At 62.8% G+C, this 19,784-nt stretch carries 20 protein-coding genes, 1 tRNA gene and 2 pseudogenes; 11 read left to right on the forward strand and 12 right to left on the reverse strand.

Annotated elements, in window-relative coordinates; all coding sequences use genetic code 11:
- Window positions 1-108 precede the first annotated feature (108 nt).
- Genes ribH through HK436_RS14250 form a run of 3 tightly spaced genes read left to right on the forward strand, consistent with a single transcriptional unit; the run spans window position 109 to window position 2,251 of the window.
- Complete coding sequence (gene ribH / locus HK436_RS14240; protein ID WP_173193471.1) at window positions 109-534, forward strand: 6,7-dimethyl-8-ribityllumazine synthase; 426 nt, start codon at window positions 109-111, stop codon at window positions 532-534.
- Entirely contained in the window at window positions 531-1,040 is a 510-nt protein-coding gene (gene nusB / locus HK436_RS14245) for a transcription antitermination factor NusB (RefSeq protein WP_376769164.1), read from the forward strand. The genes ribH and nusB overlap by 4 nt, the downstream gene beginning before the upstream one ends.
- Window positions 1,037-2,251 (forward strand): MFS transporter, encoded by a 1,215-nt coding sequence (locus HK436_RS14250; protein ID WP_173190772.1) that lies wholly within the window; start codon window positions 1,037-1,039, stop codon window positions 2,249-2,251. Before nusB ends, HK436_RS14250 begins: the two co-directional genes overlap by 4 nt.
- On the opposite strand, the gene HK436_RS14255 is transcribed toward HK436_RS14250, so the two are convergent.
- Window positions 2,252-2,560 carry a hypothetical protein gene (locus HK436_RS14255; protein WP_173190774.1) on the reverse strand — a complete coding sequence of 103 codons (309 nt, stop codon included), beginning with the start codon at window positions 2,558-2,560 and terminating at the stop codon, window positions 2,252-2,254.
- Between HK436_RS14255 and HK436_RS14260 the strand changes: the two genes are divergently transcribed.
- Entirely contained in the window at window positions 2,559-3,053 is a 495-nt protein-coding gene (locus HK436_RS14260) for a DUF2165 family protein (RefSeq protein WP_173190776.1), read from the forward strand. The genes HK436_RS14255 and HK436_RS14260 overlap by 2 nt on opposite strands.
- A gap of 171 nt (window positions 3,054-3,224) precedes the next feature.
- Window positions 3,225-5,362 (forward strand): annotated as a pseudogene (locus HK436_RS14265) (sodium-translocating pyrophosphatase).
- Window positions 5,363-5,441: 79 nt separating this feature from the next.
- On the opposite strand, the pseudogene HK436_RS14270 reads toward HK436_RS14265, so the two are convergent.
- Window positions 5,442-5,950: pseudogene (locus tag HK436_RS14270) on the reverse strand (outer membrane protein assembly factor BamE).
- A 108-nt stretch (window positions 5,951-6,058) separates the two neighbouring features.
- Here HK436_RS14270 and HK436_RS14275 point away from each other — a divergent pair.
- Window positions 6,059-6,613, forward strand: coding sequence for a ubiquinol-cytochrome C chaperone family protein (locus HK436_RS14275; RefSeq protein ID WP_173190778.1), 555 nt, complete (start codon window positions 6,059-6,061; stop codon window positions 6,611-6,613).
- A complete protein-coding gene (locus HK436_RS14280) occupies window positions 6,610-7,107 on the forward strand; it encodes a YceD family protein (protein ID WP_173190779.1) in 498 nt (165 codons plus the stop codon). Before HK436_RS14275 ends, HK436_RS14280 begins: the two co-directional genes overlap by 4 nt.
- Window positions 7,108-7,165: 58 nt before the next feature.
- On the opposite strand, the gene HK436_RS33020 is transcribed toward HK436_RS14280, so the two are convergent.
- Window positions 7,166-8,344 (reverse strand): glycosyltransferase, encoded by a 1,179-nt coding sequence (locus tag HK436_RS33020; RefSeq protein ID WP_173190782.1) that lies wholly within the window; start codon window positions 8,342-8,344, stop codon window positions 7,166-7,168.
- A 102-nt stretch (window positions 8,345-8,446) separates the two neighbouring features.
- On the opposite strand from HK436_RS33020, the gene HK436_RS14290 reads away from it, so the two are divergent.
- The 3 genes from HK436_RS14290 (at window position 8,447) to HK436_RS14300 (ending at window position 9,985) form a co-directional block, all read left to right on the forward strand.
- Window positions 8,447-9,358, forward strand: a complete 912-nt coding sequence (locus HK436_RS14290) for a glycosyltransferase family 2 protein (protein WP_173190784.1) — start codon at window positions 8,447-8,449, stop codon at window positions 9,356-9,358.
- Between the two features lie 172 nt (window positions 9,359-9,530).
- Window positions 9,531-9,761 (forward strand): hypothetical protein, encoded by a 231-nt coding sequence (locus HK436_RS14295; RefSeq protein ID WP_173190786.1) that lies wholly within the window; start codon window positions 9,531-9,533, stop codon window positions 9,759-9,761.
- Between the two features lie 147 nt (window positions 9,762-9,908).
- Window positions 9,909-9,985, forward strand: a tRNA-Pro gene (locus HK436_RS14300).
- Between the two features lie 74 nt (window positions 9,986-10,059).
- Here HK436_RS14300 and HK436_RS14305 read toward each other — a convergent pair.
- The 3 genes from HK436_RS14305 to HK436_RS14315 form a co-directional block, all read right to left on the reverse strand.
- Window positions 10,060-10,734, reverse strand: coding sequence for a glycosyltransferase (locus HK436_RS14305; RefSeq protein ID WP_173190788.1), 675 nt, complete (start codon window positions 10,732-10,734; stop codon window positions 10,060-10,062).
- Window positions 10,735-11,152: 418 nt separating this feature from the next.
- A complete protein-coding gene (locus tag HK436_RS14310) occupies window positions 11,153-13,252 on the reverse strand; it encodes a glycosyltransferase family protein (RefSeq protein WP_173190790.1) in 2,100 nt (699 codons plus the stop codon).
- Window positions 13,249-13,983, reverse strand: a complete 735-nt coding sequence (locus HK436_RS14315; protein ID WP_173190792.1) for a hypothetical protein — start codon at window positions 13,981-13,983, stop codon at window positions 13,249-13,251. Before HK436_RS14315 ends, HK436_RS14310 begins: the two co-directional genes overlap by 4 nt.
- 33 nt (window positions 13,984-14,016) lie before the next feature.
- Between HK436_RS14315 and HK436_RS14320 the strand changes: the two genes are divergently transcribed.
- Entirely contained in the window at window positions 14,017-14,691 is a 675-nt protein-coding gene (locus HK436_RS14320) for an SGNH/GDSL hydrolase family protein (RefSeq protein ID WP_173190794.1), read from the forward strand.
- A gap of 24 nt (window positions 14,692-14,715) precedes the next feature.
- Here the strand turns inward: HK436_RS14320 and HK436_RS14325 are convergent, their stop codons facing one another.
- The 6 genes from HK436_RS14325 to plsX form a co-directional block, all read right to left on the reverse strand.
- The gene (locus HK436_RS14325; protein WP_312860611.1) at window positions 14,716-15,153 is read right to left on the reverse strand and encodes a DapH/DapD/GlmU-related protein; all 438 of its coding nucleotides are present in this window, start codon (window positions 15,151-15,153) and stop codon (window positions 14,716-14,718) included.
- Window positions 15,154-15,621: 468 nt separating this feature from the next.
- Entirely contained in the window at window positions 15,622-16,281 is a 660-nt protein-coding gene (locus tag HK436_RS14330) for a class I SAM-dependent methyltransferase (protein ID WP_173190798.1), read from the reverse strand.
- A gap of 248 nt (window positions 16,282-16,529) precedes the next feature.
- The gene (locus HK436_RS14335; protein ID WP_173190800.1) at window positions 16,530-17,075 is read right to left on the reverse strand and encodes a MerR family transcriptional regulator; all 546 of its coding nucleotides are present in this window, start codon (window positions 17,073-17,075) and stop codon (window positions 16,530-16,532) included.
- A gap of 134 nt (window positions 17,076-17,209) precedes the next feature.
- On the reverse strand, window positions 17,210-17,566 hold the full coding sequence (locus tag HK436_RS14340) for an integration host factor subunit alpha (protein ID WP_173193473.1): 357 nt from the start codon (window positions 17,564-17,566) through the stop codon (window positions 17,210-17,212).
- Between the two features lie 94 nt (window positions 17,567-17,660).
- Window positions 17,661-18,632, reverse strand: coding sequence for a beta-ketoacyl-ACP synthase III (locus tag HK436_RS14345; protein ID WP_173190802.1), 972 nt, complete (start codon window positions 18,630-18,632; stop codon window positions 17,661-17,663).
- Window positions 18,633-18,643: 11 nt separating this feature from the next.
- A complete protein-coding gene (plsX, locus tag HK436_RS14350; protein ID WP_173190804.1) occupies window positions 18,644-19,708 on the reverse strand; it encodes a phosphate acyltransferase PlsX in 1,065 nt (354 codons plus the stop codon).
- Window positions 19,709-19,784 lie beyond the last annotated feature (76 nt).

Raw genomic sequence — 19,784 nt, forward strand, 5'->3', positions numbered from 1 at the left:
CGCAGGGCCGCTACCCGCAACGAACCGCTTGCTAAGGTGTCGGCTTCGGCCTAAGTCACCGGCGACTTCGGAGACGACCATGGCAAGCAAAAACAACTCAAACTTCTCATCGTCGAGGCGCGTTTCTACGACGACCTTTCCGATGCGCTGCTTGCTGGCGCCAAGGCTGCGCTGGATGCCGCCGGCGCGCGTTACGACGTGGTGACCGTGCCTGGCGCGCTTGAAGTGCCGGCCGCAATCTCGTTTGCGCTCGACGGCGGCGAGGCCGACGGGACGGAGTATGACGGCTTCGTCGCGCTCGGCTGCGTGATCCGTGGCGAGACTTATCATTTCGACATCGTGGCCAACGAATCCTGCCGTGCGCTGATGGACCTCGCCGTCGATGAATCGGCTGCGATCGGCAACGGCATCCTGACCGTCGAGAACGAGGCGCAGGCCTGGGCGCGCGCCAAGGTGGACGAGGGCGACAAGGGCGGTTTCGCCGCGCGCGCCGCGCTCACCATGATCGAACTGCGCGACCGTCTGGGAGCGTGATCGTGTCGGAGAAATCCCCAGCGGGCAAAGCGGCAGGACCGCGCCAGGCCAACAAGCGCGGTGCCGCGCGCCTCGCCGCTGTGCAGGCGCTGTACCAGATGGACGTCGCCGGCAGCGGCATTCTGGAGATCACCGCGGAGTACGAGCAGTTCCGCCTCGGCAAGGAGGTGGACGGCGCGCAATATCGCGAGGCCGACGCACAGTGGTTCCGCGCGATCCTTTCGGGCGTAGTGGAGAACCAGAAGAACGTCGACCCAATCATTCGTCAGGCACTGACGGACGACTGGCCGCTCTCGCGGCTCGATTCGACGCTGCGCGCGATCCTGCGCGCCGGCGTCTACGAACTGATGCAGCGCGGCGACGTGCCGGTTGCCGTGATCGTTTCCGAATATGTCGACATCGCCAAGGCGTTCTACGAGGACGACGAGCCCAAGCTGGTGAACGCCGTGCTCGATCGCGTATCGCGGCGTGTGCGAGGCGAAGGCAAGGGCAGGGATCCCGCATGAGCATGCCCGGCGAATCGCAGGCGCGGCGCACGGCGATCGTCCTCGCTGCCTCGCAGGCGATTGTCGGTTCCGCAGCGCCCATCTCCTTCTCCGTCGGCGGGCTCGCCGGCTACTATCTGCTCGATGCCGACAAGTCGCTGGCGACGATTCCCGTCACCGCGTTCACGGTCGGCGTGGCCGTGGGCGCGATTCCTGCAGCAGGCATCATCAAGAAGGTTGGCCAGCGCGCCGGCTTCATGACCGGCACCGGTATCACCGCCGCTGGCGGGGCCGTGGCGACGCTCGGGCTTTTCCAGGCCTCGTTCCTGCTGTTCAGCTTCGGCTTGCTTGTGCTCGGCTTCGGCGGCGCCTTCGTGCAGCAGTTCCGCTTTGCCGCTGCCGACAACGCACCGCCGGCCTTCAAGGCGCGGGCGATCTCGTTCGTGCTCGCAGGGGGCATTATAACGGCCATACTGGGGCCGCAGGTGGTGATCTTCACACGCGAAATGCTTGCGCCAGTGATGTTTGCCGGCTCGTTTGCCGCCATCATTGGCTTGGCGGCAGTCGGCGCGATGATCCTCGCTTTCCTGCCGGCGCGCCAGGCCGGCTCGTCGCACGTATCCGGCGCGGAAGAACCTGCCCGGCCGCTCGGCGAAATTCTCCGCCAGCCGCTCTTCGCCATCGGCCTCCTGTGCGCCGTAGGCTCCTACGCGCTGATGAGCTTCGTGATGACCGGCGCGCCGCTGGCCATGGTCGGCTGCGGTTTCTCGCCCGACGAAGCCGCGCTCGGCATCTCGTGGCACGTGATGGCGATGTTCGGACCGAGCTTCATCACCGGCAGGCTGATCTCGCGATTTGGCCGCGAAACCATGGTCGGCGTCGGCCTTCTGCTTCTCGTCGGCTGCGCGCTGGTCGGCTTGTCCGGCATCGATTTGTGGCAGTTCTGGACGGCGCTGATCCTGCTCGGCCTCGGCTGGAATTTCGCCTTCATAGGCGCGACCGCAATGGTGGCCGATGCCTACCGTCCCTCGGAGAAGGGCAAGGTGCAGGGCTTCCACGATTTCGTGCTGTTCGGCTCGGTCGCGCTCGCCTCGTTCCTCTCCGGTGTGGTCTACAACGAATGGGGCTGGGACATGCTCAACTGGGTGATCTTCCCGGTTGTGGTGCTGTGCCTTGCAGGCTTGGGAGCGCTGGTCGTGCTTCGTCGCAACACGGCCGTCGCATCTTCCTGATCATCTGCGCCCGAAGGCGGGGTGGTCGATCGTGAGTTCGAGCCGACGCGTCTCTCCGTCGATTATCCAGCGGCGCTGCGCCACCGCGAAGTCGTGGACGCTTCCTCCGGTCGTTAGCGACAGGATGTCGCCAACCGCCGCCATTGGTCCCGGATTGGCCGCTTCGAAGACCTCCATCAGCCCATGGTGCCTGGCATAACGTTCAGCCGATGCTGTCAGCCGGATACCCACATGCATGTCGCCGACCGCAATACCGCTTCCCGGATTTGTGGGAGTATGTTTGCGGGAATCAGATGGAGGTTTCGTCATGACCATGCGCCTTTCCAAGATCGTCATGTGCCTGTGCCTTGCGGCGTTCTGCTTTCTCGTCGCTTTCGGCAACATAACCGACTACGGCTCGAACTACGCGTTCGTACAGCACGTATTGAGCATGGACACGACCTTTCCCGGCAATGCGCTGATGTATCGGGCGATCACCAACCCTGCACTTTGGACGGCAGGCTATTGGCTGATCATCGCTGGCGAAGCCATTACCTGCATTCTGTTCCTGGTGGCTGCATGGCGTCTGTGGAGCGCGCGCAGCGGCACCGCCGCGCAGTTCAACGGCGCCAAGGGTGGCGTGGCCCTGGCCGCCACGATGGGTTTCCTGGTATGGTTCCTGGGATTCATGGTCATCGGCGGCGAATGGTTCGCCATGTGGCAGTCGAGCACCTGGAACGGGCAGGACGCGGCGTTCAAGTTCTACATCACCATTCTCGCCGTGCTGATCTACGTGAACCAGCCCGACGGTGAGCTGGCGTAGGCCGCAAGGGCCGCAACCGCTGAAAGGCGGGACAAAACATCAACTGAACCTTGACGTTCGCCGGACCGTTTCGCAAGCTGCTGCGGAAGGGTGAAGGCCGCTCGGCTTCCACCCTGTTTCTAACTGGTCCGGGGAGGGGTCTTTCGGACCGCAATCGAGGAAATCCGTGAAATGACCATACTTTATGTCGTCATTCTCTGCGGCGTCCTGTCTGTCGTCTATGCATTCTGGGCGACACAGTCGGTCCTTGCGGCCGATCAGGGCAATGCACGCATGCAGGAAATTGCAGGCGCGATCCGGGAGGGAGCGCAGGCCTATCTGAACCGCCAGTACACAACCATCGCCATTGTCGGCATCGTCGTCTTCGTACTCGCCTGGCTTCTTTTGTCGGGTGCGGCGGCCGTCGGCTTCCTGATCGGCGCCGTGCTCTCGGGCGCGGCCGGCTATATCGGCATGCACGTGTCGGTACGCGCCAATGTGCGCACCGCGCAGGCAGCGTCGAACAGCCTCGCAGCCGGCCTCGACGTCGCCTTCAGGCGGGCGCCATCACCGGCATGCTGGTCGCCGGCCTCGCGCTGCTGGGCGTGGCCGTCTACTACTGGGTCCTGATCGGTCCCATGGGCTATTCGCCGGCGGACCGTGCGGTGATCGATGCGCTGGTCGCGCTCGGCTTCGGCGCCTCACTGATCTCGATCTTCGCGCGTCTCGGCGGCGGCATCTTCACCAAGGGTGCGGACGTCGGCGGCGATCTCGTCGGCAAGGTGGAAGCAGGCATTCCGGAGGATGATCCGCGCAACCCGGCTACGATCGCCGACAACGTGGGCGACAATGTCGGCGACTGCGCCGGCATGGCGGCCGACCTTTTCGAGACATATGCGGTGACCGTCGTCGCCACCATGGTTCTAGGCGCGATCTTCTTTGCCGGCACGGACGTGCTCGGCTCGGTGATGATCTATCCGCTCGCCATCTGTGCGGCCTGCATCATTACGTCGATCATCGGCACTTTCTTCGTCAAGCTCGGCGCCAATGGCTCGATCATGGGCGCGCTGTACAAGGGCCTCATCGTCACCGGCCTGCTGACCATCGTCGGCGTGGGCGCCGCGACTTCGCTGACCATCGGCTGGGGTTCGATCGGCACGGTCGCCGGGATGGATATCACCGGTTCGGCACTGTTCGCCTGCGGCGTAATCGGACTGGTGGTCACCGGCCTGATCGTCGTGATCACTGAATACTACACCGGCACAGACAAGCGTCCCGTCAATTCAATCGCGCAGGCATCCGTGACAGGTCACGGCACCAACGTGATCCAGGGCCTTGCCGTTTCGCTGGAATCGACGGCGCTGCCGGCGATCGTCATCGTCGGCGGTATTCTCGCGACCTTCCAGCTTGCCGGCCTGTTTGGAACAGCGATCGCGGTGACGACCATGCTCGGCCTCGCCGGCATGATCGTGGCGCTGGATGCGTTCGGCCCGGTCACCGACAATGCAGGCGGCATCGCCGAAATGTCGGGTCTGCCGCCGGAAGTGCGCCAGTCCACCGACGCGCTCGACGCCGTCGGCAACACCACCAAGGCCGTTACCAAGGGGTACGCGATCGGCTCGGCCGGTCTCGGCGCGCTGGTTCTGTTTGCGGCCTATTCCTACGATCTGGAGTTCTTTATCGCCAACAGCGAGACATACCCCTACTTCCAGGGCATGGAGAACGTCTCGTTCTCGCTATCCAATCCGTACGTCGTAGCGGGCCTGATCTTCGGCGGCCTCATCCCCTACCTGTTCGGCGGCATCGCCATGACGGCGGTGGGTCGTGCGGCGGGCTCGATCGTGGAGGAGGTGCGCCGTCAGTTCCGCGAGGACCCCGGCATCATGGCTGGCACATCCAAGCCGAACTACGCCCGTGCGGTCGACCTGCTGACGCGGGCGGCGATCAAGGAGATGATCTTGCCCTCGCTGCTGCCGGTTCTGGCGCCGCTCGTCGTCTATTTCGGCGTGCTGCTGATCTCGGGCTCAAAAGCGTCCGCGTTCGCAGCGCTGGGTGCAATGCTCCTCGGCGTGATCGTCAACGGCCTGTTCGTTGCTATCTCGATGACCTCGGGCGGCGGCGCATGGGACAACGCCAAGAAGTCTTTCGAGGACGGCTTCACGGACAAGGACGGCGTCAAGCACCTGAAGGGTTCGGAGGCGCACAAGGCTTCCGTGACCGGTGATACGGTCGGCGATCCCTACAAGGACACTGCCGGCCCGGCGGTGAACCCTGCCATCAAGATCACCAACATCATGGCGCTTCTGCTTCTGGCCGTTCTCGCGCACTGACGCGCCAGCTAGGCACCAACAAGAAGGCCGCGGGAGTGATCCCGCGGCCTTCTTCGTTTCCGGAATTCGAAGGCGGCGACTACCTGACAGGGAAGGAGCTAGGACGTCCTGCTACGCCGGTCAGCATCTGCGAGACGAAACTCTGGTCGCGACCGCCTGTCGGCGTGGTGCGGGTGATGAAGTCGAAGACCTTACCGTCCTGCAGGCCATAATTGGCGAGATTGCTGACGCGGCCGTCCTCGCCGAGATAGACTGCAAGCACGCGCTGGTCGGTCACCCGCGGGTTCATGAAGGCAACGGGCGCACGCGCGTCTGCGAAATGTAATAAAGCACTTCGTTGTCGAATGTGGCGGTGGTGGAAGGCGTGCCGAGCGCCAGCAGCACCTGCTCGCGGCTGGAGCCAACCGGCACCATTTCCAGCGTTTCCTCGTCCACCACGTAACCATGCGTCAGCGTTTCTCTGGCCGTCAACGCACCTTCCGTGTTGCAGCCCGCCAGCAGCACCGATGTGCCAAGAACAACGAGCGCGGCATATGCCGGCCGGATTGCGACCGCCGTCGAGAACCGCGTTTTCGTCTTCATTTCCATGATAATCCTGTCCCCTGTGCGGCTTGCGCCGAGCGGCAAAAGCGGTAAACCAGCTTGCGCGGCGATGCAACCGCATCGCCACCGAAACCGGTTTCGAAAGCCCTTGCCATGTTCAAGTCCATCCTGAGCCTCGGTCGGCGTCCCAATCAACGGATCACCGATGCGCTCTACGGCGAAATCGTGGCATCCGCGCGGCAGCCGACTTTCTATTCTGAATGGGGCGTATCGGATACGCCGCTCGGGCGATTTGAGATGCTTTGCGTTCACATGTTCCTGTTTCTCGACAGGGCAAAGGGCAGCACGACGGCGCTGGGCGATGTCGCGCAGGACATGACGGACGAGTTCTTCAAGGATGTCGAGCATTCGCTGCGCGAACTGGGGATAGGCGATCTTGGCGTTCCCAAGCGCATGAAGAAGCTCGCCAAGATGTTCTACGGCCGCGCTGAAGCCTATCGCGAGGCGCTGGCTGCGGGCGACACGCCGGCCCTGACGGCAGCACTCGCCCGCAATATCGGACCCGAACGCGAGGTCTGGCCGGAAGCCGCGCATATCGCAACCTATGTCGAGCGGTCCTCTGCGCTGCTTGCGACGCAGCCGGACGACGAACTGCTCGCAGGCCGGGTCGTCTTTCCAAATGCGGGGGAAGGAGCAGGCAAGGCATGAGCGACCAGACGAAAAGCCCGATTTCATTCCCCGTCAACGTTGCGCGCCTGCCGAAGAAGGGCATGGAGGTCGTGATCGAGGCCGACGCGGAGCAGCGCGGTGCACTTGCCGCTGCACATGACCTTAGCGCCGTCGAGCGGTTCACGGCCAGGCTGGAGGTCAATAGCTGGAAAAGGGGTGGCGTGAAGGTTGCCGGCCATGTTCGCGCCGACATCGTGCAGGCGTGCATCGTCACGCTCGACCCGGTCGCCGAAAACGTCGACGAGGAGGTCTCGGCACTGTTCCTACCGGAGAACTCGAAGCTGATGGTGCCCAGGCGCTCGGCAGAAGGCGAGATCCTGCTCGATGCAGAGGGTGACGATGCGCCCGAGCCATTTACGGGCGACACGGTCGATGTCGGCCAGCTTGCCGAGGAATTTTTCGCGCTGGGCATCAATCCCTATCCGCGCAAAGCGGGGGTGGCTGTGGAGCCTCGCCGACGGGTCCGACGATGAAAAGCGCGGACCGCTTTATGAAAAGCTGCAGGCTCTGAAAGAGAAGCCTTGAGGCTCGTCAGCCGGCCTCTGCGGCCAGCGGGCTGCCGGTCAGCAGCTCGATGATACGCCGGTTGACGGCATCTTCCGTGAATTCGCCTTGCTGGAAATGCGCGTAGGCGGCTGAGCCGTGGCTGCGCAAAAGCGCCGGATCATCGAGATAATGCCGGATCGCTGCTTCCAGCCGGTCGGCCATACCCGCCGGCGGTGACACCGGAATGATGGCACCGCTGACGCCGTCCTCGACGATATGGGTGCAGCCGGGCACGTCGCTCGCTATACTCGGTAGGCCGCTGGCCGCTGCCTCGATGAGAATGCGGGGAATACCCTCGCCATAGCGCGTCGGTAGGCAGACAAGATCGACGTCGCGCAAGAGCGAGGGCATGTCGCCGCTTTCGCCCAGAAAGCTGATAGACGGCTCTGCGGCAAGCTGCGCGGGCGAATAGCCGTCGGGATCGTGCGGCTCGACCATCCCGGCCACCAGGAACTCCACCTTTCCCGTGCTCGACAGGCGCCGTGCCACGTCCACAAAGGCGTCCAGGCCCTTCGCGCGCAGCAGGCGTGAGGCGAACAGCACGCGCACGGCTTCCCGCTTCTGTCGCGCTTCGCCCGGATGGAAGCGGGAGGGATCGACGCCCGCGCCGGCGATGGCCATTGACGTTTCGGGCCTGATGTAGCCGAGAGACAGCCAGTGATCGCGGTCGGTCGGCGTCTCGAAAGTGAAAAATACGTTCCTGCGCCGCGACAGGAAACGGATCACCGCTCCGACAACCTTGCGCGTTGCACCCGCGCCCGCGCCGTTGTGCTCGCTTCCGGGCGACATCAGCCGCCCGAGGCCGGGGATTGTGACGACGATGCGTTCAGGCCCGCGTCCGACGAGCCGTGCCGCAATTGCTGCGAGCCCGGAAAATACCGCCGGCTTCAAGGTGATGAGCTGGATATAGCCGGGCCGGTTGACTGCGATCTCGCGCAGGCTGGCGAAAAACAGCCGGAGGTCGGACAGCGGATGAAAGGTGAAGCGGTCGACCGGCACGTTGACGTGCCGCCATTGACCCAGGCGCTCCGGCGAAAGCGGCGGCCCGCCGACGAGCACCGTTACGTCGTGGCCGGCAGTGGCAAGCACATCGGCTACCTGCCGTCGATGGCGGAGAAAATACTCTCCATCGTTGCAGATGAAGGTCGTGCGAATGGATTTCACCTTGATGCCGAAGTTCAGGAGGGAAGGCCTATCGTTTCGTCGTTGCATCCCTTATGTCACGCGGCGGGGCTGCGACAAGGGCTTGCGGCCAGCGGAGCGAAGATGGCCGGCACGCCGCCTCTACCGATCTCGATCGTAATTCCGGCCTATGGAAGGCAGGATACGCTTTTGCGCGCGCTGAAAAGTGTCGTGGCCCAGGACGCTCCGCCAGCCGAGATTATCGTCGTGGACGATGGGTCGGAACCGCCGATCGACGTAAGCGGATGCGATACCGGGACGATCCCGCTGACCGTGCTGCGCCACGAAACGAATCGCGGTGCGGCAGCCGCGCGCAATACTGGCATTCGGGCGGCGAAGTCGGAGTGGATTTCGTTCCTGGACAGTGACGACCATCTGTTGCCGTCGTCGCTCGCAAAGCGATGGGAGCTCATATCCCCGCAGGCCGGCGAGGGCTTGACCGTGTTCGCATGCGGATGGGTCGTTCAGGACAAGGCGGGAAGGACACTCGGCACACGGCTGCCACGCGAGGCGAACCGGCCGGACCAGTTCGCCTCCGGCTGCTGGTTCTCGCCGGGCTCCTGTATCGTCATGAACAGGAAGGCGGTGCTCGACACCGGCATATGGCAGGACGAAGAACTGAAGCGTTTCGAGGACCTGGACTGGTTTCTATCGCTTTCGCTGCGGGGCGCCACACTGCGGACCTTGCCTTTGATCGCCGTGGCGATCGAGCGGCACCGCAGCCAGTCGCCTGAAAAGGTGGAGCGGACCGCTAGGGCCATCATGGAAAAGTGGCGCCGGACCAGCTCCGACAGGCGATTGCTAAGACGCCTGCGCGCCTATCTCGACGTCGAGTGCGCTGCAGCCAATCACTTTGCCGGGCGGCGCTTTCGAGCTCTGGCGTTCTGGGCTCGCTCCCTGCTGGCCGTACCGCGCCTGTCTCTGCACCTGTCGCCGGCGTGGGAGACTGACACTGAAACCCCGCAACGCTTCGTATCGGGGCCGAAAACGTCGTAGGGCTGGCGCGCCGAGGCGCTGTAATCAATTGTGAACGCGCCCGCTTCACGCCATCTCGCTATGAACATCTTTCAATGCGATGATCTGAATATCGTCAGCCATTGATAAGGGCGCTGACGACAGTCAGCGAATATCGTGCTTTCGCCCTACCTCCCCGAGAGGAAGCATACATATGGGCAGTCGCATGAAGTGTGGCGGTATCTTTACGCCTGAACAAATCGATGAGCTGCGTGAGGAATTGAAGCGCGGTGATCGTCCCGACGAGTCGACGGACGAGCGGGAAGACCGCGCTATCGAAATTCTTAATCGCCGGAATGTAGAGCGTGTGGACAGCGACGTCAGGGTTCGCGCGATGAGAAGCCGCGTTCGTTCAAGCAGCGAGACGCGTTACAGCGCTCACTGACAGCACCCGATGATAGAACTCTACAGTGGATCGGCTCCTGCAAAGCCGGTCCCTTGGGTGTTTTGCGCGTTCATCGCGCATTGTCGGCATCGGGCGTGAAATAGGGCTTGCATGCCTACCGTCCAGTCTATAGGGCTGTGCGCGGTTCGGAGCGTAGCGCAGCCCGGTAGCGCACTTGACTGGGGGTCAAGGGGTCGTAGGTTCGAATCCTATCGCTCCGACCATTATTCTCTCCGAGGCGAATGCCGCTGCTGCCCGGCCGCCCTCGCAAGTAAAGCCATCAAGATCTCGATCGGCTTTAGCTCAGCCCTCTGCCGCGCAGTTCCACCAGTTCCTCCAGTGTCGCCTGCAGCGCGGCCGCGCGCGCGTCGGGCAGGAAGTGCCGCTTGCGAATATCCATCTGACGCCGCGCTTCCGCCACGATGTCGGGATCGTGGATCACTTCGCGGATGCGCTGGCAGCACTCTTCCTCGTTCTCGTAGTAGAGCGGGTAGTAGTCGCCGAGCTGCTCGGTGCGCGTTAGCGTCTTGTAGGCGATCACCGGGACGCCGCACGCCATCGAATCGAGCACCTTGCCAGAGCCGAGGAAGGCTGCGTCGTTGCCTTCGTCCGTTGCCGTCGCCACGCAGGCTTTAACCATGGCAGGCATCTTTTCGTAGGCGATGCGGGTGGTCTTGACGATGGTCGGGTCCAGCGGAATGCGCACCGTGCCGCCGACCACGAATTTCACCTGCGGCAGTTCCTTGATGATCTGCTTGTAGGCGCGCACGAACATATAGGGGAAGGTGTTCGAATCGATGCGGCCGAAGAAGCCGATGGCCTTGGCGCCGGTGGTCTTCGCACGGGCCTCGATGAGCCGGGCGCGCGATGGCTCCTCCAGAAAGTACGGATCGATGGTCTGCTTGATATTGATGACGCGTTTGGGCGCGACGACATCGTCGCCGTACCAGTCGCGCATCGGGCGGGTGAACATGTTCTCGTCGGAATAGGGGTGAGCCCGCGCTCCCAGGCCTCCGTCGTGACCACAACGGCGTCGGCCGCGCGAAAAACCTCTTCCACGTAGGGATAGGCCATCACGATCTTGGGGTTCGGAAGCTGCACGAACAGCTCCGGGTTGTTACGCACGTAATAGAGGTCGTAGCCGCCTTGCGGCACTACGATTTCCTTGTCCTCCAGCCCGTAGCCGGGAACGCCGGGCTGGAAGAGCTGGCCATTATAGTAGACATAAGCGAAGCGGGAGAGGGCGGTCAGAAAACGCGCTTCGTTGATCATGTCGCCACCGGTTGCCGGCAGCGTCCTGCGCGTCGTGTGGAGCGCGAATATCTTCAGTCTCTTGCGCACGCGTCTTCTCTTTCGCTTGTTCCGTTCTTCGGCGCCGGCACCAGCAAGCCCTATCTCGACACAACCTGCCGTATGAAGTCCTGGAATTTCGGGAACACCGCCTCAATGTCAAATCGCGCCATGGCGTATGCCGCAGCATCGCGGGATGCCTTTGCGAACGTCTCGGGCTCCGCGGATGCCTTCACGATCGCAACGGCCTCGTCGACGGTATCGAAACACGGAATCCCGGGATAGCCGGATTCAGGTGCTCCGTACTGCTTCACCATGGGCCACCGCCGCAGCACGGGCACGCAGCCCGTCGCCATGCCTTCCAGGACGGCCTCGTGCGTTCCTTCGCGCCAACTGCAGGAGACGATGAAGCCCACATCCTGGAGCGCGGTGGCGACATCCGTCGTGTAGGGCATCACCTCGATGGCGGTTTCGAGCTTTGCCTCGCGGACGAAGGCCCAGAAGCGGTCGTAATAGGCACGCTCGGTTTCGTTGAGCGTTTCCGGCGACCATGGGTGCCCGTAGAGGCGCAGTTTCCACTGCGGATCGTCCTTGCGCAGCCCCGCCAGGATCTCGGCTGCCATAAGCGGGTGCTTATTGAGATTGGCATAGCCGACCATGGCAAGCGTACGCGACGCCTGCGGCCCCTTGGGTCGCGCGAAATTCTCGAGTGGAATGAAATTGGGCAGGACAGTCGTCGCCAGATCGTGGCCGCTGAGCCGATACTGGAGGTCGGTGAAGCGCCGGATATGGTCGGCCACGAAGATCATGCCGTCGATGCCGCCAAAGTCGATGAAGAACGGCCACTGCGAGAACGCCTCGAAGCTGTGCAGGCGCACCACCAGCCTCTTGTCCGCCGGCAGGAACCGCGACAGCCAGATCGCATGGGTGCCCGCCCATTCGCAAACGACCACATCGCACCAGTCGACGAGTTCGCCGAGTGTCGTGTCGTCGGCGATCGCCCGCTTCCAGACCTTTTCCTGCGTTAGGCCCATGCTGACGGGCGCGAAGAGTTCGTGGAGATGGTCCTTGGACCAATGCTGTTCCAGAAAGGCGAAATCGAAAGTTCGAACCTCGAAGCCAGTATCGTGGGTTTCGACCCGATCCAGGAGGTTGACGAGAAACTGCCAGTTGTCTGAGGTCAGCACCAGCATCCGGATCGGCCGGTCAGCGGGTACGGCGGGTGCCGCTGCCTTGCGGGCCGCTCTTCGAGCCTGCGCATCCTCCTCAAGCTTCTGCGCGAACGGCGTAGCGTGCCAGCGCGCGGCGAAGCGTTCGGGATCGCTGTTATAGGCGTTGGCCACTTCAGGCAGGAGCAGGGGCTGCGGGTGGCGGGTCTCGATGCCCGCACGTTGGCATTCCTGAGCGTATGTCCTGAGTATGACTGCCATCGTGCGGCGCAACGAAGGCGTGATAACCGGCAGTCCCTGTGCCTCGTGCCACAGCATCTCTATCGCACGATCCGGCTCGCCCTCGGCCGCACAGAGAAGCGCGTCCTGCAGGCGCACGGCCAGCGAATCGGGCATCGATTGGCGGCCTTCCGCAACGATCTTGCGGGCAAGTTCGAACTTCCCGGCAACGCGAAGATGCGCCATTGCCTCGTATGCGTATTTTTCCTCCAACGGCTCCAGGCGATGCATCGCCAGGCGGAGCATGGCCGCTGCATCCTGTTCACCGGCCTTTTCGAGCCTCACCGCATTTGCGGCCAGATTGGAGATGAGCGGGCGGAGCCAGGCTGACGCGGCAAGAAATTCCGGGGACGAGCGATCGGTCTGCTCGATAGCTTCCGCCGCGCGAACCCATTGCCCGGCAAGCAACATATCGGTCAGTTCCGGCATGGCGCGTCTTGCGGCCGCGAACGTCTCGTCTCGCCCGAGCGCCAGCCACATATATCTCGGGCCCTCGACCACGGTGCCAGCTACGGGTGCGGCCGCAAGCAGTCGCAATGGCGTCAACGCTAGACCGTGCTGAATGTCGTTGAAGCCCGGGCGTTCCGAGCCGAAACGCTCGATGAAACGCTTCTCCCAACCCTCGTTCTGTCCCGCTACCGTCAGAGGCGTCGCGATCAGCACCCGGCCGCCTTCGGCCAGCAGGTCGTTCAGAACTCCACTATTAAGGAGCGGCCAATCCCATTCGTCCTGGGCCGGCGCTGCTGTGATCAAGGCGTATTCGCCAGTGCCGGGCAGGGGGAGGAAAGTTGTTCGACCCGGTCGATCCGGCTGGTCTTGTTCCACAGTCGTCCGGAAGGCGGGAACAACCCGGCCAGCGTTGCAGCCTGGCTTTCGCTCCGCAGCGCACCGATTACCAGCGCTTTTGCCCCGGCAGGCGGCGAGGCAGGGAACAAGTGGCTGGCAGCCCAATGGAAAGTCGATTCGTCGGGCAGGCTCGCCGGTTCGACGCCGAAGCGAGTCAGCGAATACTGCGCGGCCGTTCCGGCCTTCCAGAGCACGAGCTCGACTTCGATTGAATCAACCGGCCCGTCGACCTTGATCTCGCGCTTGAAAGCGCCACGCTGAACGAATTTGAGCGGGTAAAAGTATGGACCGGCTCTTTCGGACCAGCTGAGCCCCTCGACCTCGCCCTTGAAGTCTTCACCGGAGGCGAGCTTCAGGCGGACTTTCAGAACGAGATCGTTCGGCTCGCCCTCGCCCTGGATGTCGATATGACCCGTGATCGCGAGACGGCCGTTGTCTGGAATACATCTGCACGCGTAAGTCCAGCTTGACGCGCGTGAAATTCCAACCGGGGGTCTAGGACAAAGGTGACCGCGCCTGCTTGTGTCGATGCTTTCATGCCTTCGGCCAACTCCTCGGGCACAAGGCTTTCCCCTTAGGCGATCATCTTGCCCGAGGCAACGTGCGACACCGCTACAGTTGACACCATGTCGGCCCATGCGCGAAGTCGCCACCCGTCAGTGGAGTTTCAGATGACCCCGGAAGAAGAAGAGCAATATCTGCGGACCCATCCGGCGTTTGCGCCGGTCGAGGATGATGCCACTCTGCCGCGGGTGCTTCTGGTCGGTGATTCGATCTCTGTCGGATACACGATACCTGTACGCGCGTTGCTTGCGGGACGTGCAAACCTCCACAGGGTTCCTGCCAATGCCGAAGGTACAGCCAAGAGCATCGGTTTGCTGGAAGGTTGGCTTGGCACGGCCAAATGGGACCTTATCGTCTTCAATTTCGGCCTCCACGACGTGCTGATATTGCGCGGGGAACCACGTATCTCGATGGGGCTTTATCTAGCCAGGCTTGGCGCCATGATCGACATGATGCAGGCGCAGGCACGTCGGCTGATCTGGGTAAGTTCGACGCCTGTGACGCCTGAATGCGAAAAGCACACGGCAAAGCGATGGCAGACCGATCGCACACAGCCCTATCGTCGCAACAAGGACATCGTTCGCTACAACGCGGCTGCGCAACGCCTTATGGACCAACGGGGGATTCCTGTCGTCGACCTTTATACCTTTGCGCTGGCGCGGCTCGAGGAGATCCAGCTTCCACGCAACGTGCATTTTACCGACGACGGTTATTCCGTGCTGGCGCGTCCGGTTGCCGAGGCGATTTCGGAGGCGCTGTTTGAACTCAAGGAAGAAGGCTAACGACAGCCGGAATAGCGGTCAGCCTCAGCGTACCTTGCGCAGTGCTTCAATAAAGCGATCATGGGCAATCGCGAAGTTGCCACTCACGCGATGGCCAGGCGGCACGTCATGCGTAACGACGGAGCCAAGCGAGACGTGGCAGCGATCCCCGAGCGTCAGACCATTCGTGATCGTCACCTGCGGCCCAATCACGACGTGGTTGCCGATGCGCACTCGTCCGCCTATCCATCCCTGGCCGCCGATCCGCGTATTTTCCCCAACCTCCGTGTCGTGCGAGACGACTACGTTGTGATCGATCACCGTCGCTTCGCCTATCGAGGTGAAGCCGCCGAACGCCGTACGGGAAATCGAAACGCCGGGCAGAAGTTCGACGCCGTCGCCAAGCGTGACGCCGCCTGCCTGCGGCCGCAGAACCTGCCGGCCGCCGATCCTGACGATCTCGTAGGCGGCGGAGCCGACCACACAGCGCTCGCGAACTCCAACATTGTCCCCGATGATTGAGCGAGGATGAACAACTGCGCCATGTGCGATGACGCAGCCGGCACCGATGCGCACGTCGCGAGGCGGGATAATGGCCGTCTCGGCAATGCTGCAGCCCGGTCCGATCTCTGTTTCGAAGCTTTCCCACAACAGGCCGGGTATGGCACAGATGCGGGCGTGGAGCGCGGCATGTGCTTCGCCGGGCGTGTCCGACAGGGCGAGGCCGAGATCGGCGGCACCAGATCGGCGAAAGCCTTGCTCGTTATGACGGCGGCGAAACGGTCCGATTGGCCGAGTGCATTGGCAAAGGCAGCGTCGGTCAGCGGCACGACCATTGCATCGAGGCGCGTGGCGATCTTCGCGACATGGCGAAAGGATGCGTCACGAACGATTTCGTATCCGATCTCCGACGCGAAATCGCTCAGCCGAACCGTCTTGGCGGCGCTCATGTCAGCGCCTGCGTCGGATCGCAACGTCGTTGTACATCATCGTCTGGAAAGCGAGGTAGACGAGTTCCCAATCGTCCTCGATGCAGAACTCGTTGACCGCCCGAGCGACCCCGCAATGGCTCATCGAGGTGGGCGACCATGTTGCATAGTCGTTGAAGACCAGCAGCCCGCCTTCCTTGACCTTGGGTGCGGCGGCCAGGATGTCGCGCTTGACCCCTTCGTAGAGGTGGTCGCCGTCGATGTAGATCCAGTCGAAATAGCCGTCGGGCATGGATCCGATGAGCTCGGACGAGTCGCCCTCGTGAACGGTAACGATGCCCTTCTCGCGCCCCTGCCGCAGGTTGTCGGGCTTGATGCGCGCCACATCGATCTCGAAGATATGCAGTTCTTTCGGCGTACATGTGTCGAGAAGATAGCGGGCGAAGTTGCCTTCATCGGTGCCGATTTCCGCCACGACAGCGTCGGCTGGCAGCAACTTCACCATTTCGAGGCGATTCTGGACCAGGCGGCAGGAATCGATGAGCGACTGCGGAAGCTCGCTGGTGCGGTCCAGATAGGGGATCTTGCCTTCCCGCAGTGCGCGCACGCTCTCGCCGAAGGCACGACGCTTTTCTTCCGCGTCCCTGATCAATTTTTGCCGCGTCGGGCCAACGACCTTCAAGCGTGTCTCTCCTGCGTTGTCGCTGCCTGCCTTGCCGCGGCAAGGTCAGCAGAACCGCTCTGTCGCAAACAATGCCGGCGAAATCAAGCATAGCAGCAACCGGCCCAAGGGTCCGCGGTTTACCGATCGTTAATCTTGTTGGGTTCTATTGATGCCGGCTTCCGTTGCGGAAGCCACTGCGATGAGACGGACCCCGGCGGCGCTGAGCCCCCAATGCGCCCCGGGCGCCGGCTCCCAGGTGACGATGCCTAGCGCACTTGGTCCAGAAGCCTCTTGCACTCCAGCAGATCGAAAAGCGCCTCCTGAAGCAGCGCCCGGTTGTCGCGTGAGAGGCGACCTTCCTCGCCTGAAGCTGAACCCTCGTCTTCGCCCTTGCCGAGGCCGAAGAAGCGCCGGCCGGGTTTCGCTTTCGGCTGCCCGACGAGCATCTCGTCATCGTTGCGCGGCCGCGCCGCGGATTGTTGCTCTTCCGCTTCCAGAGCCGCCTGCTTGCGCTGGGCGATGACCTCGACGGCGGCAAGGTCACCGTTGCCGATCGCAACGAGAAACTGGTTGCCATTGTCGCGCAGCAATTTCTGCACGCCCTTGATCGTGTAGCCCTGGTCGTAGAGCATGTGGCGGATGCCCTTGATCAGGTCCACGTCCTGCGGGCGGTAATAGCGGCGGCCACCGCCGCGCTTCATCGGCTTGATCTGCGTGAAGCGCGTCTCCCAGAAGCGCAGGACGTGCTGCGGCAGGTCCAGCAGTTCTGCGACTTCGCTGATTGTGCGGAAGGCGTCGGGGCTCTTGTCCATGGCAGTACAGGCTCCCATGCTGCGATTCGAACGCCATTGCAGCGGTTTGTCAGGCGCATTTCAAGCGGCGGACGGATGCCATGCGCAACTTTTATTGCGCGAAGAACGGGACGAGCGTGTTCGGTACGGCCGGACTACTTGTCCCGCTTTGCCTTGGCGTTCTGGTGCGAACGCAGGATACGCTGCTTGAGGACGTTCGACGCCTTGAAAGTCATCACCCGGCGCGGAAGGATCGGCACTTCTTCGCCGGTCTTCGGGTTGCGGCCGACACGTTCGTTCTTGCCGCGGACGTGGAAGGTGGCAAACGAGGAAAGCTTCACGGTTTCGCCGCGCACAATCGCTTCGCAGATTTCGTCCAGCACCATTTCGACCAGTTGAGCGGATTCCGTGCGCGACAGCCCCACCTTGCGGTAAACGGCTTCCGCCAGGTCAGCGCGCGTAAGTGTCTTTCCCCCATTGGGCTGTCCAACCGTGTCGAAATAACTGAAAATCCGCAATATTTCGAGACGTTAAGGAATTGGTCCAGCGAGGTCAAGGACTCTACCCGCAAACCCCGTCGACTTGCCGGTTTGGTTGACGCGCGGTTTACCAGCGCAGCAAAACCGCACCCCAGGTGAAGCCGCCGCCCATGGCTTCGAGCAGGACGAGATCGCCCTGCTTGATGCGGCCGTCGGCCACGGCGGCACCCAGCGCCAGCGGAACCGAGGCCGCGGACGTGTTGCCGTGCAGGTGAACGGTGATGACGACCTTGTCCTCGGCGATGCCAAGCTTTTTGGCGGAGGCGTCGATGATGCGCTTGTTGGCCTGGTGCGGCACGAACCAGTCGAGATCGTCGGCGCTGACGCCGCCACGGGAGAGCGCGTCTTCCACCACATCGGTAATCATACCGACGGCATGCTTGAAGACCTCCCGCCCTTCCATGCGCAGGTGCCCGACCGTCTGCGTGGTGGACGGCCCGCCATCGACGTAGAGCTTTTCGCGGTGGCTGCCGTCCGAGCGCAGGCTCGATGCGATGATGCCCCGGTCGGTGAGGGCGCCTGCGCTCTCGACCGCCTCAAGCACCATTGCACCGGCGCCATCGCCGAACAGGACGCAGGTCGTGCGATCGGTCCAGTCGAGGAGGCGGGAGAACGTCTCAGACCCGATCACAAGAACGCGCCGCGCCATGCCGGCGCGGATATGCGCGTCGGCGGCAGTCACCGCATAGACGAAACCGCTGCAGACCGCCTGCATGTCGAACGCGAAGCCGTGGCTCATGCCCAGTCGTTCCTGGATCTCCACGGAAGTGGCCGGAAACGTGTTGTTCGGCGTCGACGTCGCGAGAATGATCAGGTCGATATCGTCGGGCGTCAGGCCGGCATTGGCCAGCGCCGCGCGTGCCGCCGCTTCGCCCAGCGATGCGGTCGTCTCGTCATCGGCAGCGATATGGCGTTGGGTGATGCCGGTGCGCTGGACGATCCACTCGCCGGAGGTGTCGACGAGAGTTTCGAATTCCGCATTCTTCATAATGCGGCGCGGCAGGGCGGTCCCCACGCCGCGCACTACGGATCTGATCATTCCTGCTTGCCCTATTCTTCGCTGGCGGAATCGTCCTGCGCCGCGCCCCGTTTTTCCGGCATCCGGCCGTGGAAAGATTCCAACTCGCGGCGAATCCCGTCGATGAGGCGACTGCGCCCCATGTCATAGCCGAGTTCCACTGCCGCCGCGAAGCCTTCGTCGTCGGTCCCGCCGTGGCTTTTCACCACAATGCCGTTGAGGCCCAGGAAGACACCGCCATTAATCTTGCGAACATCCATCTTCTCGCGCAGGCGATTGAACGCGTCGCGCGCGAACACGTAGCCGATCTTCGACATAAGCGTCCGACTCATCGCCGCGCGCAGATATTCGCCGATCTGTTTTGCCGTGCCTTCGGCTGTCTTCAGCGCAATATTGCCGGCGAAACCCTCGGTAACGACGACGTCGACCGAGCCGAGGCCGATATCGTCGCCTTCGACAAAGCCGTGATAGTCCATGGTCTTGAGGTTGGATTCGCGCAGCAGGCGTCCAGCTTCCTTGACCTCTTCCTGTCCCTTGATCTCTTCGACGCCGACGTTGAGCAGACCGACGGACGGTCGCTCAATGGCGAATATGGCGCGCGCCATGGCAGAGCCGAGGATCGCAAAGTCGATGAGCTGATGGGCATCGGCGCCGATCGTCGCGCCGACATCGAGCACCACGCTTTCACCGCGCACGGTTGGCCATATCGCCGCAATGGCAGGGCGTTCGATCGACACCATGGTGCGCAGGCAGAATTTGGACATTGCCATCAACGCGCCTGTATTGCCCGCGGAAACGCAGACATCGGCATCGTCGTTCTTGACCGCCTCGATTGCCTTCCACATGGACGACTTCCAGCGGCCCTGGCGCAGGGCCTGGCTTGGCTTGTCGTCCATGCGCACGGCGATCTCGCAATGCGTGAACTCGCTGACACCGGCAACGCGGGGGAATTTTGCGAGCAATGGCCGGACGAGGTCGTCTCGCCCGAAGATCAGGAAGCGCACGTCTGGGCGGCGTTCGGCCACCTTGTCCAGGCCGGGGATGACGACCTCTGGCCCGTGGTCTCCACCCATTGCGTCAATGGCGATGCGTATCAATCGGCAATCGTTTCTTCTGGTCCCGGGAAGGGAGGCTGGAAAGTTTCGGCGAAAATAGCGTTTTTGCGCAGCCGCA

The sequence above is a fragment of the Neoaquamicrobium sediminum genome (assembly GCF_013240295.1).
GTDB classification, from domain to species: Bacteria; Pseudomonadota; Alphaproteobacteria; order Rhizobiales; family Rhizobiaceae; genus Aerobium; species Aerobium sediminum.